Source organism: Mycobacterium sp. NGS16 (assembly GCF_059813225.1).
This window is the reverse complement of the sequence record NZ_JCALEE010000001.1, coordinates 852,058-863,971: the sequence shown is the minus strand read 5'-3', so window position 1 is coordinate 863,971 and position 11,914 is coordinate 852,058. Positions and strand designations below refer to the sequence as shown.

Annotated in this window: 10 protein-coding genes and 1 pseudogene; 6 read left to right on the top strand and 5 right to left on the bottom strand. The window is 69.6% G+C overall.

Annotated elements, in window-relative coordinates:
• Positions 1-77 precede the first annotated feature (77 nt).
• The 3 genes from AC5Y4Q_RS04270 to AC5Y4Q_RS04260 are packed head-to-tail and all read left to right on the top strand — an operon-like array spanning position 78 to position 2,457.
• The gene (locus AC5Y4Q_RS04270; protein ID WP_131809535.1) at positions 78-710 is read left to right on the top strand and encodes a DUF6308 family protein; all 633 of its coding nucleotides are present in this window, start codon (positions 78-80) and stop codon (positions 708-710) included.
• Positions 707-1,804, top strand: coding sequence for a DUF5925 domain-containing protein (locus tag AC5Y4Q_RS04265; RefSeq protein WP_064921118.1), 1,098 nt, complete (start codon positions 707-709; stop codon positions 1,802-1,804). The genes AC5Y4Q_RS04270 and AC5Y4Q_RS04265 overlap by 4 nt, the downstream gene beginning before the upstream one ends.
• Entirely contained in the window at positions 1,801-2,457 is a 657-nt protein-coding gene (locus AC5Y4Q_RS04260) for a DUF6308 family protein (protein ID WP_064921117.1), read from the top strand. Before AC5Y4Q_RS04265 ends, AC5Y4Q_RS04260 begins: the two co-directional genes overlap by 4 nt.
• 1 nt (position 2,458) lies before the next feature.
• Here AC5Y4Q_RS04260 and AC5Y4Q_RS04255 read toward each other — a convergent pair whose 3' ends face one another.
• A complete protein-coding gene (locus tag AC5Y4Q_RS04255) occupies positions 2,459-3,499 on the bottom strand; it encodes an Acg family FMN-binding oxidoreductase (protein ID WP_234786419.1) in 1,041 nt (346 codons plus the stop codon).
• A 234-nt stretch (positions 3,500-3,733) separates the two neighbouring features.
• Here AC5Y4Q_RS04255 and AC5Y4Q_RS04250 point away from each other — a divergent pair, with 234 nt between their 5' ends.
• The 3 genes and pseudogenes from AC5Y4Q_RS04250 to AC5Y4Q_RS04240 form a co-directional block, all read left to right on the top strand.
• On the top strand, positions 3,734-5,176 hold the full coding sequence (locus AC5Y4Q_RS04250; protein ID WP_064923476.1) for a WS/DGAT/MGAT family O-acyltransferase: 1,443 nt from the start codon (positions 3,734-3,736) through the stop codon (positions 5,174-5,176).
• A gap of 154 nt (positions 5,177-5,330) precedes the next feature.
• Positions 5,331-6,437, top strand: coding sequence for a catalase family peroxidase (locus AC5Y4Q_RS04245; RefSeq protein WP_064923474.1), 1,107 nt, complete (start codon positions 5,331-5,333; stop codon positions 6,435-6,437).
• A pseudogene (locus tag AC5Y4Q_RS04240) lies at positions 6,434-6,943 on the top strand (cytochrome b); the annotation flags it as partial. The gene AC5Y4Q_RS04245 and the pseudogene AC5Y4Q_RS04240, both read left to right, overlap by 4 nt.
• A gap of 35 nt (positions 6,944-6,978) precedes the next feature.
• Here the strand turns inward: AC5Y4Q_RS04240 and lpqB are convergent.
• From lpqB to AC5Y4Q_RS04220, 4 genes are all read right to left on the bottom strand, one after another.
• The gene (gene lpqB, locus AC5Y4Q_RS04235; protein WP_064923472.1) at positions 6,979-8,739 is read right to left on the bottom strand and encodes an MtrAB system accessory lipoprotein LpqB; all 1,761 of its coding nucleotides are present in this window, start codon (positions 8,737-8,739) and stop codon (positions 6,979-6,981) included.
• Positions 8,739-10,379 (bottom strand): MtrAB system histidine kinase MtrB, encoded by a 1,641-nt coding sequence (gene mtrB, locus AC5Y4Q_RS04230; RefSeq protein WP_065019120.1) that lies wholly within the window; start codon positions 10,377-10,379, stop codon positions 8,739-8,741. Before mtrB ends, lpqB begins: the two co-directional genes overlap by 1 nt.
• A 78-nt stretch (positions 10,380-10,457) precedes the next feature.
• Entirely contained in the window at positions 10,458-11,144 is a 687-nt protein-coding gene (gene mtrA / locus AC5Y4Q_RS04225) for a two-component system response regulator MtrA (RefSeq protein WP_019737852.1), read from the bottom strand.
• A 52-nt stretch (positions 11,145-11,196) separates the two neighbouring features.
• Positions 11,197-11,838 carry a dTMP kinase gene (locus tag AC5Y4Q_RS04220; protein ID WP_064923824.1) on the bottom strand — a complete coding sequence of 214 codons (642 nt, stop codon included), beginning with the start codon at positions 11,836-11,838 and terminating at the stop codon, positions 11,197-11,199.
• Between the last annotated feature and the right edge of the window lie 76 nt (positions 11,839-11,914).

Genomic DNA, 11,914 nt, shown 5'->3' with positions numbered 1-11,914 from the left:
CGCTTGTCGGAGCCCGCTGTTAGCTTGTTGCTCGCCTGGGCGCTCCCGGACGGGAGGCCGCAGAGAACGGAGAAAAAATGCCTTCCTATTCAGCAGTCCCCGAGTTGGTGCTCGGCGGACGTCCCTTTCCAGTTGCTCTCGACCGAGTCCGCCGGTACTGCGGACTCAGCTGGAGCGGCGGGGCGCCGGAAACGTGGGCCTTCGCCTACTACGACGCGATCCGAACCGATCCCGGCCGGCTGACGCCGGTGGACGTCATCAGTACCGCAGCCCTGCACCCCGGAATCAGCCGCAGCAACCTGGCCTTCTTTGCCGAGCAACGTGACCTGATCCAGGAGTGGCTCGACGAAGCTCCGGTCGGCGTCCCGCTACAGGAAGCATCCGACGATCTGGTGACACACCTGGCGGCGCTGGCGAAATGGTCACCGGCACCGTACTTATCACTTGTGACGAAGGTCTTGCACCGCAAGCGACCTGAACTCATCCCCCTCGTCGACCGCCATATCGTCGACCACTACCGCCCGTTGACCGGACAGCGACGCGCCGAAGCCGCCTGGCCGCGGCTCCTGCACGAGATCCAGGCGGACCTGCAGGGACCGGCCGGCACGGCGCTGGCGGGGTGGGCCGGCCAGATCGGCTCCGAGACCGGCGTTTCCGTCAGTGCGCTGCGGATTCTCGACATCGCGGTGTGGATGGACGGTGAGCGATGACCGGCACGATCACCCCCGCCGTACCGGTGCACGGCGTGCATCATGAAATCCGCGGGTTCGACGGCCACATCCAGACGATGGAAGCGGCCTTCCACACCAATGTCCTCGACGGCACCCAGCCGTTCGTCCGAGCTGTAACCGTCACGCGCGCCACCGAATCAACGCTGCAGCTACCCCCGGATCTGCTGGTCGAGCGGCGCTGGCGCCTGCCCCGCTCGACGCATGTCCTAGCACGCACCGCGGATGCAAGCGTGCTACTCGAATTCCGTGACCAATCGGTCTCTGTCAAAGTCAGCGCCGACCGCATGGAGCGCGCTGATGAGATCGCGGAAGCCTTCGTCGCGCAAAAGGGCACACCCCGGTCATCGGAGACCGTCACCTTGAAGATGGTCGCCTCCACCGATATCGGCGTGCGGACCCGGCGGAACGACATCGAGGCACCGGCATGGGAGGACATCGCACGCAACTACCCTGCCGACGTCGAGCGGCGCCTCGCCGATCTCGTGGGGCTCGACGGACCGGGATCGCGCGGACGCCTGGTGCTGTGGCACGGTCCGCCCGGAACCGGGAAAAGCACCGCACTGCGCGCTCTCGCCCGGAAGTGGAGATCGTGGTGCGACACCGTCTATGTGGTCGATCCCGAGCAGATGTTCCGAAATGCGGGCTACCTCCTGGAGGTGCTGTCCGGTGAGCCATCCGAGCGTGAGAACACACCGCGCTGGCAGCTCATCATCGCCGAAGATACCGATGAATACCTGCGGGTGACCGCCCGGCAAGACGCCGGCGCGGCCCTCGGACGCCTGCTCAACGTGACCGACGGGATACTCGGCCAGGGGATGCGAACCATCATCTTGCTGACCACCAACGAGGACATCAGCAAACTGCATCCCGCGCTCACGCGGCCCGGTCGTTGCCTGGCCGAAGTCGGGTTTCAGAAGTTCACCGTGGCGCAGGCACGCGCCTGGCTGCCCGCGGACGCACCGGCACCGACAGCACCGTCGTCGCTGGCCGAACTCTACGAAAGACTGGGCACCAACAGTCGGATCAGTACCGCTCCGACCCAGGAACCAAGCAACACGGGGATGTACCTATGACCGGACAGACCACACTGCGCATACCGGCCGTACTGGACGAGCGGTCCACCGACGACGCGGTGAAACTGCTTCAGGACTACCGCAATCACTACACCGGCTGGCACTTCGAGACGCTGGGCCACCCGTGGAACGCGCCCGCGACGATCAACACGGTGACAGCCGCCGACTTGCTCGCCCTGAACACATTGTCCGTCCAGGGCTCCGCTCGGGCCTCCATCGAAATTCTGGGCACCGGTCTGGCCCAGGAGTTCACCGAACTGCTCAAGCAGATCAGTCCCGATCTCGACCTGGTCGACGCGACCGACGCCGATATCGGAAACGACTCGCCCGCGAATCGGCTGTGGCAGCTGTGCCGCCCCGACGGCACCAGCCGATGGGGCCATTTCGGCCCGGTGACCACCAGCAAATTGCTGGCACGCAAACGCCCCCGGCTGGTGCCGATCTACGATTCGGTGGTCCGCGACCAGTACGGTTTGCCCGACTCTCGTGGGCTGTGGTCCGGGATGCGGGCAGCGCTGCAAGCAGATGACCGGCGCCTGCACCGCCACGCGGAAATGCTGCGCCGCAGAGCGGACCTGCCCGACACCGTCACACCGTTACGTGTGATCGACATCGTGGTGTGGATGCAGGGTCAAACACCCGACTCGCAGTAGCTCAGGCGAACACGTTTTGAGCGTCGCGCGGATGCGTGGTCACCCATTCCACGGTGTCGTCGAGGAAGCGGCGCGGGGTCGCCGGCAGCGGGTCGGCGTTGATCGGCGCCCAGCCCACCCGCAGCAGCATCTGCGGATAGCCGCTGGTGCCGAAGACATCGCGGCGTACCGCGGCGCGGGTTTCGGCGATCTCGAGCGGCTCGGTGACCGGGCAACTGGCCAGCCCCAGCGCCGTCGCGGTGAGCAACACCACGCTGGTGGCCTCACCGGCGCGCAGTTGCGCCAGCCGGTCGTCATCTCCGGTGCCCAGCGCCAGCATCACCGCGCGGTCCTCGGCGGGGGCGGCCCCGGGTGGCTGGGCCAGCAGCGGGTCGGCGAACAGCCGCCCCGGAATCGGTGCCTCGGCGTCCGGCGCCGGCACGCTGCGCGCCGGGACCCCGGCCACCGACCGGTACCGGCCGCTCCACCTCGTCAGCTCGGCGAGGTAGTCGTAGTCGTTGCGGTGCGTGAAAACGGCCTGGGCCACCACCGCATGGAGCCGGTCGAGCGCGTCGATCCGGCGCAGCATCACCCCGGCGCGGGCGGCGCGAGCGCCCATCAACGCGATGTCGGCCGCCGCCACCGGCCACCCGCTGAAGTACCGGCGGTCGGTGCGCCGCCGCGGTATCGCTGCGGCCAGCGTCACGTCGATTTGTTCGGGGTGCTGCCCGGGAATCGGCCCGGACAGCTCGACCGACGCCAGGTGATCGGGCCGGGCCGGATCGGGCAGCCGGTGGACTTTGCCGTGCCACCCCAGCGCCGCCAGCGCCACCAGGCAATGATGCAGCGCTGCACCGCAACTCAGGATCAGACCGCGGCCGTCGGGATCCACGCTGCGCAGGTGCAGGTCAGGGTCGGCGAACAGCTCCAGGAGAGGCTGCTGTGTCGCCGTCTGCACCCGCCAGCGCCACGGCTGGGAGTTGTGCACCGACGGTGCGCGGCTCGCCAGCTGAAGCGCGGTGCGAACGGTCTCCCGCACGGCCGCGGTGTCCGGGTACCCCACAGGGCATTCATTCACGGTCCGGTCCCCCTTTCCGCTTTCGGCCACGGGCCCTGAGCCGAATCGGCGCCGAACCCCGTGCCTCCTTCACGATGCCCCGCAACGGGCCGGGCTGGACAGGGCACCAAGGCCCGCGGCCGCCCGCCGTTAGACCTCACCGGCTTGGGACTTACGGCCCTGCCGGGACCGCCGGCGCGGGCGGATCATAAGAGCGGACGCAGGCAGGAGGTCCGGATCATGGAGCAACTGACCACACTGGACGCGGGTTTTCTGGAGGCCGAGGACTCCGACCGCCGCATCAGCCTGGCAATCGGCGGGCTGATCGTCTTGGAGGGGCCGCCGCCGGATTACGCCACGCTGTTCGCCACGCTGGGTGCGCGGATCAGCGCCTGCCGGCGGTTCGGTCAGAAGCTGCAACTGCACCCGTTCGACCTGGCGCCACCGCGGTGGGTGCCCGACCCCGACTTCGACATGGCGCATCACCTGCGGCGGGTCGCGCTGCCGCGGCCCGGCGGCGACGCCGAACTGTACGACTTCGTCGCCGACCAGATGGCCCACCGGCTGGACCGGGATCGGCCGCTGTGGCAGATCTGGGTGATCGAGGGACTGCGCGATGACCGGTGGGCGATGCTGATCAAGGTTCACCACTGTGTCGGCGACGGCATCGCCACCTCGCACCTGTTCACCGGGTTGTGCGATGAAGGCGGCGACGTCGGTCAAGGGGTCACCAGCTTCGCCGACCACATCCGCGGTTCCCGCGAAACCCCTTCGGGCGGTCGGTCTTTCGGCCTGCCCACGGTGAACCTGAACCCGGCCAGCTGGGCGGCCGAGCTGTGGAACATCTCGACGGCGATCAGCGCCGCCGCGGCGCGGGCCGCCCGCGGCACCGTCGAGTTGTCGGCCGGACTGCTGCGGCAGGGCAACCCCAGCTCGTTGAACGGGCCGATGAGCGCGTTGCGCCGGTACAGTTCGGCCAAGGTGGCCCTCGCCGACATCAACCAGATCTGCCAGGCGTTCGGCGTGACCGTCAACGACGTCGCACTGGCCGCCCTGACCGAGGGCTACCGGGGCATGCTGGACCGCCGCGGCGAACGCCCGCTGCCCGAGACGCTGCGCACCCTGGTGCCGGTGTCCACCCGCGCCGGCGACGCCATCGGCGCGACCGATAACCGGGTCTCGGTGATGCTGCCCTACCTGCCGGTCGACGAGGAGAGCCCGGTGCGCCGGCTCAAGCTGGTGCACTCGCGGCTGAACCGAACCAAGAGCACCGGGCAACGGCAGGCCGGCAGCGCGTTCGTCTCGGCGGCCAACCGCCTGCCGTTCCCGCTCACCGCGTGGGCGGTGCGGCTGTTGACGCGGCTGCCGCAGCAGGGCGTCACCACCCTGGCGACCAATGTGCCGGGCCCGTCGCAGCCGCTGCACATCCTGGGCCGCCAGGTGCTCGATGTGCTGCCGGTGCCGCCGATCGCGTTACAGCTGCGCACCGGGGTGGCGATGCTGAGCTACGCCGAGCACCTGTTCTTCGGGGTGCTGGCCGACTACGACACCATGCCCGATGTCGACGAGTTCGCCCGCAGCATCGAGGCCGCGGTGGCCCGCCTGGTCGCCGCCGCCAAGCGGCGAACGACGGTGCTCGAACGCGCCGAGAACCGGCGGCTGTCGCTGGTGGCTACCGGGTAGCCACCACGGGCCGGCACGATCAGCACCCGCCGCCCGGCCAACCCATGGCGAACGCTTGGTAAACACCTCGAAACCGCACCGCAATCCGGTTGACAGGGTTCGCGGTGGGCGCGGACCCTGACGCTTGACGCATCGGGGAATATCAGGAGCGCTGATGAGAGAGCGGCCGCGGTTCTTTCCCTCCTCGTGGGCCGAGGCCCCCATCGATCGCCGTGGCGTCCTGCTCGGCATGGCGGCCGTCGGCGGGTTTCTGGCGGTGGACGCGGCCGCCGTGGTGTATGCGCGCGGCCCCGTCGGCTCGGGCGGCCGGCTGACCCCGCAGGGCTTCATCGACGCCTTCCGGCGAGTCCACGGATTCCATCCGGGATTTCGGCGCAATCACGCCAAGGGCGTAGCGGTTGCCGGGTACTTCGATTCCAACGGCAACGGGATCCAGCTAAGCCGCGCGGTGGTGTTCGGCAGCGGCCGGCGCACCCCGATCCTGGGACGGTTCTCGCTGCCGGGCGGCAACCCGGCCGTCGCCGACACGCCCGGTGCGAGCCGGGGTTTGGGCTTGGCGTTCGGGTATCCCGGCGCCGAGCAATGGCGCACCGCGATGTTGAACAGCCCGGTCTTCCCCGACAATTCACCGCAGGGGTTCTACGACCGACTGCTGGCGTCGAAGCCCCGGGCCGATACCGGTAAACCCGACTCCGAGGCGATGGCACGGTTTCTGGCAGCGCATCCCGAGACCGCGCGGGCCATGGCGGTGATCCAACAGCAGCCGGCGTCGTCGGGCTTCGGCGACAGCGCCTACCACGGGCTCAACGCGTTCTATTTCGTCAACGCGGCCGGCGAGCGCACGCCGGTCCGCTGGTCGCTGGCGCCCATGGCTGCGCCCCGCGCGTCACCACCGCCCGAGAACGGGCCGAATTGGTTGTTCGACAACCTCATTCAAGACCTCCGATTCGGCCCGTTGCGCTGGCGCCTCCTGGTGACCGTGGCCGAACCGCAGGACTCGCTCACCGATGCGACGGTCGCCTGGCCACCCGAACGGCGGGTGGTGGAGTTGGGCACGGTGGTGATCGATTCGATCGAGCGGGAGCGGCGCGGCAACGCCCGCGACATCAACTTCGACCCGATGGTGTTGCCGAACGGCATTGCGCCCTCCGCGGATCCGCTGCTGGCCGCCCGCTCGGCGGTGTACGCGGCGTCGTTCCGGCGCCGGGCCGGCGAAAGGGGCGCCCGGCCCGCGGTCGAGGTTCGCGAGGTATCGCGGTGAGCGACTCCGCGGCCGCCGGCCGGTTTCACCTGTCGGTGCGGATCATGCACTGGCTGGTCGCCGCACTGGTTTTCACGACAATCATGGTCGGATTCGCGCTGGCGAACGCGCTGGCCGCCTATCCCACGCTGCTGATGCTGCACAAGATTCTCGGTGCGCTCATCTTCGTCGCGATGATCGCCCGCGTGGTCAACCGGTTGCGGCGCCAGGAGCCGGCGCTGCCGGCCACGGTAGGCCGGTGGGAACGTCGCGCGGTTATCGCTTCGGAGGTATCGCTGTACGCCGCGCTGCTGGCTCAGCCCCTGATCGGCTGGGCCATGCTGACGGCGGCCGGTGTGCCGGTCATGGTCGGCCCGGTCCGGTTGCCGTCACTGATCCCCGTCGACGCCGGCCTGTATGCGCTGCTGCGAAACGAGCATTCGGTTCTTGCCTACGCACTGGTGATCCTGATCGCCGGGCATGTCGCCGCCGTCCTGCTGCACACACTGACCCTGCGCGATGGAATGCTCGCCCGGATGGCGATCGCCCTGCCGGGTGCGGGTCAGCCCGGCAGCACCGGCACCGCGCCGGCGACCATGAACGGGCCCAGCGGCGACCAGCTCTGCTCGTCCTCGGCCCGCGACGACGACAACGCCAGCACCCCGCGCGGATCGGCCACATAGACCGTGGACGGGTCGGCGACGATCGTCGACACCGGCAGCTGCAGATTGCCGTTGGGGGCATCGGAGTTCACCCCGTCGATGTTGACGTAGGACACCGGGTGCTTGGGATCGGATCGGCTCACCACGATGTCGTCGCCGGTGCGCCAGCTCAGCGACACCACCGAGGAGCCGAGCCCGAAGCCCAGCCGGCGCGGATAGTTCAGCACGAACTGGCCGGCCGGGGTCTGCTCGACGCCGGCCAGGATCACCTGACCGCCGATCACCATGGCGGCCCGGGTGCCGTCGCGGGACAGCTGCAGCTCACTGATCGGTCCGGGGAACCTGGCGTTGATCGCCCCGGAGTCCACCGGGATCCGGGCCGGGCGACCCGAGGCCACCTCCTGGATCGCGCGCAGCACGTTGTTGCCGTCGACGACCACCCACACCGCTTCGTCGAGCGACCAGCTCGGCCGTGACAGGGTGTGGCCTTCGGCCGCCAGCACCGCCTCACCGCCGAGGTCGCCGATCCACAGCGTCGCCGGCGGGTCGGGGGCACCCGGGTGCACCACCACCGACGCCACCTGACGTCCGTTGCGCGACAACGCCGCCGACTCCTGATCGGGCTCCCGCCCGAACGCCCCGGGCACCCGGTTGGCCTGCTGCCCGTCCAGGACGAGCAGCGAGCCGCCGACCAGCGCGTGGATCCCGGCGCCGGCGCCGTCTGAGGCGCCCGGGTCGGTGGTGGCCACATCGGAGGTCGTCCAGCCGTCCGGGAACCGGTCGTCGAGCGCCGCGCCGTCGGCATTGATCACATACGGGCCCTTGATGTCCGCCCGGGCCAGAGTCCAGATCAGTTGCGCGGCAAGCAATTGCCGGCTGTTCGGGTCGGTGGTCGACAAGCTGTCCAGTTCGATCTTCGCCCCGCCGTAGCCGCGGCCCACCCCGCTCTTGCCGCCGTCGGCACGGGTCACCGGTCCGCGCAGCCGCAACGGCGCCGCCAGCAGGTTGCGCACACCGGCCATCTCCGGGCGCGGGCCGGCGATCAGTTTCGACACCAGTTCGGTGGCCAGCTGGTCGGGGTCGGACACCGCGACGTAGCGCGGATCGGGGACCACCGTCTTGCCGGTGGGGTCGACGAAATACAGCGTGTTGCGCTTGTAGGTGGCCTGAAACTGCTGCCAGTCCAGGAAGACTCCGTTGGGCAGCCGGTCGATGCGCCAGCCCTCGGAGGTCTTGAGCAGTTCGATGGGCTCCGGGGCGGGCAGGGCACCCTCGGCGGTCTCGAACACGCCCATGTCCGACAGCGAACCGAGCATGTCGGCGCGCATGGTGACCGCAACCCGGTCGGCGCTGCGGGTTTCGACGAACACCACATTGTCGATGAGCAGCGCGCTGCCGGCGTCGTCCCAGGCATCCGACGCCGACTGGGTGAGGAACTGCCGCGCCGCGCGGTGCCGGTTGGCCGGGTCGGCGGTCGCCTTGAGGAACTCCCGCAGCAGCACGTCGGGGTCCATCCCCGGGGTGGGTTTGGGCAGCACCGACGGCGGCGGCGCCTGCACCGTGCCGATCGCCTGCGGGGCCGAGGTGCTGGGCACCCCGGCGCAGCCCGCCAGTGCAACGGTGACGGCGAGCAGCAGCGCCGCCGGACGCAGCCGGCGCATCACCCGCTCCTCTCAGCGTGCTCACGCGCGCGCTGCCGACGCTCGGCGGCGCTCACCGGTTTCATCGGCAGCGGGCTGGTGGTGACCTTGTGGCCGCGCACCAGCGGCAGGGTCAGCCGGAAGCAGGCGCCCTTGCCCGGCTCGCCCCAGGCCTCCAGCCGGCCCTGGTGCAGCCGGGCGTCCTCGACGCTGATCGCCAGGCCCAGCCCGGTTCCCCCGGAGCGCCGCACCCGTGACGGGTCGGCGCGCCAGAACCGGCTGAACACCAGCTTCTCCTCCCCCGGCCGCAACCCCACACCGTGGTCGCGGACCGTGACCGCGACGGTGTCTGCGTCGGCGCCCATCCGGATCACCACCGGCTTATGCTCGGCGTGGTCGATCGCGTTGGCGATCAGGTTGCGCAGAATGCGTTCCACCCGGCGCGGATCGACCTCGGCGATCACCGGATCGCCGGGCATATCCACCTTGAGTTCGACGCCGGCGTCAGCGGCCAGATGACCCACGTTGTCCAGGGCGCTGTTGACCGTCGAGCGCAGGTCCACCGACTCCACCGACAGTTCGGCCACACCCGCGTCGTGCCGGGAGATCTCCAGCAGGTCATTGAGCAACGACTCGAACCGGTCGAGTTCACTGACCAGCAGTTCGGTGGAGCGCCGCAGCGAGGGCTCCAGATCTTCACTGTGGTCGTGGATGAGATCGGCCGCCATCCGCACCGTGGTCAGCGGGGTGCGCAGCTCGTGGCTGACGTCGGAGGTGAACCGGCGCTGCAGGTTGCCGAACTCCTCGAGCTGGGTGATCTGCCGCGACAGGCTCTCGGCCATGTCGTTGAACGACACCGCCAGCCGGGCCATGTCGTCTTCGCCGCGTACCGGCATCCGCTCGGACAGGTGCCCCTCGGCGAACCGTTCGGCGATCCGCGACGCCGACCGCACCGGCAACACCACCTGCCGCGATACCAGCAGCGCGATGCCGGCCAGCAGCACCAGCAGCACCAGTCCCCCGGTGGCGATGGTGCCGCGCACCATGCTGATCGTGTTGCGCTCGGTGCCCAGCGGATAGATCAGGTAGAGCTCCAGGTTGGTGATCCGCGACGTCGTCGGCGTGCCGATCACCAACGCCGGACCGGAGAACCCCTCGACGTGCACGGGGGCGTACTGATAGCTGACCTGACCGGCCTTGACGAATTCCCGCAACGCGGCCGGCACCTGGTCGACCGGCCCGGCGGTGGTCGCCGCCCGCGGGCCCTCGCCGAGCACCACCAGCACCGCGTCGAAGGCACCCGCGGTTCCGCTGCCGGCCGCCGGGTCGGTCTTGCTCATCAGCGTGTTGCGGGCCAGCTGCAGGCTCGAGGTCAGCGACCGGGCCTCCTCACCGCCGACGATGCCGCCGGCCGTGACCCGGGCCCGCTCGATCTGCTCGGTGGCCGCCCGCACCTTGACGTCGAGCACCCGGTCGGTGATCTGGCTGGTCAACACGAATCCGAGCGCCAGGATGACCGCGGCCGACAGCCCCATCGTCAGCGCCACGACCCGCAGCTGCAGCGACCGGCGCCAGGCGACCTGCACCGCGCGGCGCAGCGTGTTCACGCCGAGCAGCAGCGGACCCGACCGCCGGGGGCGCCGTCTGGAGCTGAAAATCATTGGCGCTTCTCCTCAGCATCGCTGGCGCTCTGCCTCGTCGAAGACGCGAAGATCACCGCAGCCGCTCCCCGGTGGGGATCACGGAGGTCCGGCCTTGTAACCCACTCCTCGAACGGTCAGCACCACGGTCGGGTTCTCCGGGTCTTGCTCCACCTTGGCCCGCAGGCGCTGCACGTGCACGTTGACCAGCCGGGTGTCGGCCGGGTGCCGGTATCCCCAGACCTGTTCGAGGAGCACTTCACGAGTAAACACCTGGCGGGGCTTGCGCGCCAACGCCACCAGCAGGTCGAACTCCAACGGGGTCAGGGAGATCTGCTCACCGGCGCGGCTCACCTTGTGCGCCGGCACGTCGATGTCGATGTCAGCGATCGAGAGCATCTCGGCCGGCTCGTCGTCGTTGCGGCGCAGCCGGGCCCGCACCCGGGCCACCAGCTCCTTGGGCTTGAACGGCTTCATGATGTAGTCGTCGGCACCCGACTCCAGCCCAAGCACCACATCGACGGTGTCGGTCTTGGCGGTGAGCATCACGATCGGCACACCGGAGTCCTTCCGCAGCACCCGGCACACGTCGATGCCGTTCATGCCGGGCAGCATCAGGTCCAGCAGCACCAGATCGGGCCGCAGCTCGTGCACCGCGGTGAGCGCCTGGGTGCCGTCGCCGACGACCGCGGTGTCGAAACCCTCCCCACGGAGCACGATGGTGAGCATCTCGGCCAGCGAAGCGTCGTCATCGACGACGAGAATCCTTTGCCTCATGGCGTACATGGTGTCATCAGATCGAGACAAATGCCTGCTACCACACGCGCGTTTCGCGGTTTTACCCGCGCATTTGCGCGGACAGATCGGCCGCCAGCTCGGCCGCTGAGACCGTCGGACCGGCCAGCTGCCACCGCCCCCCGAACCCGGCCCGGGCCAGCGCGCGGTACACCTCGGCGGTGCGGCGCTGCAGGCCGTCGTCGCGCTCGTAGCTGTCGCGGGCGCGGGCGGTGTCCTGCGTCTCGCGAGTCCGGGCGCGCTGGGCGGCCAACTCGGCGGGGACGTCGAGCAGCACCTGCCAGTCGGGCGCCGGCAGGCCGAACCGGCCGAACTCCAGCGTGTGCACCCAGTCCACGATCTCCCCGTCGGCGTCTTGGTGTAGCCGGGCGGCGCTGTAGGCGGCGTTGGAGGCGACGTAGCGATCCAACAGCACGACATCGTGGTGGTGCAGCAGGTGCCGAATCTCGGCCCGAGCCCCGGCGCGGTCCAGCGCGAACAACACCGCCATCGCGTACACCGAATCCGCCAGGTCGCCGTGCTGGCCGTGCAACGCCTCGGCGGCCAGGTCGGCGGTCTCCGAGTCGCCGTAGCGCGGAAACGCCAGCGTGGCCACCGTGCGACCGGTGGCCCGCCACGCGGCCTCCAGCCCCGTGGTCAAGGTGTTCTTGCCGGCGCCGTCGACACCTTCGATCGCAATCAGCACGGCGGCAGCCTACTCACGTTTCCCACCTTCCGGCGTACCGCTGACCGCTAAGCTGACACCCACCGATCCAGGGGGA

Bases quoted from the DNA above. Each gene is read 5' to 3' on its own strand.
- mtrB (WP_065019120.1), bottom strand. From the start codon at position 10,379: ATGATTTTCAGCTCCAGACGGCGCCCCCGGCGGTCGGGTCCGCTGCTG.
- AC5Y4Q_RS04245 (WP_064923474.1), top strand. From the start codon at position 5,331: ATGAGAGAGCGGCCGCGGTTCTTTCCCTCCTCGTGGGCCGAGGCCCCC.
- AC5Y4Q_RS04270 (WP_131809535.1), top strand. From the start codon at position 78: ATGCCTTCCTATTCAGCAGTCCCCGAGTTGGTGCTCGGCGGACGTCCC.
- lpqB (WP_064923472.1), bottom strand. From the start codon at position 8,739: ATGCGCCGGCTGCGTCCGGCGGCGCTGCTGCTCGCCGTCACCGTTGCA.
- AC5Y4Q_RS04265 (WP_064921118.1), top strand. From the start codon at position 707: ATGACCGGCACGATCACCCCCGCCGTACCGGTGCACGGCGTGCATCAT.
- AC5Y4Q_RS04260 (WP_064921117.1), top strand. From the start codon at position 1,801: ATGACCGGACAGACCACACTGCGCATACCGGCCGTACTGGACGAGCGG.
- AC5Y4Q_RS04250 (WP_064923476.1), top strand. From the start codon at position 3,734: ATGGAGCAACTGACCACACTGGACGCGGGTTTTCTGGAGGCCGAGGAC.
- mtrA (WP_019737852.1), bottom strand. From the start codon at position 11,144: ATGTACGCCATGAGGCAAAGGATTCTCGTCGTCGATGACGACGCTTCG.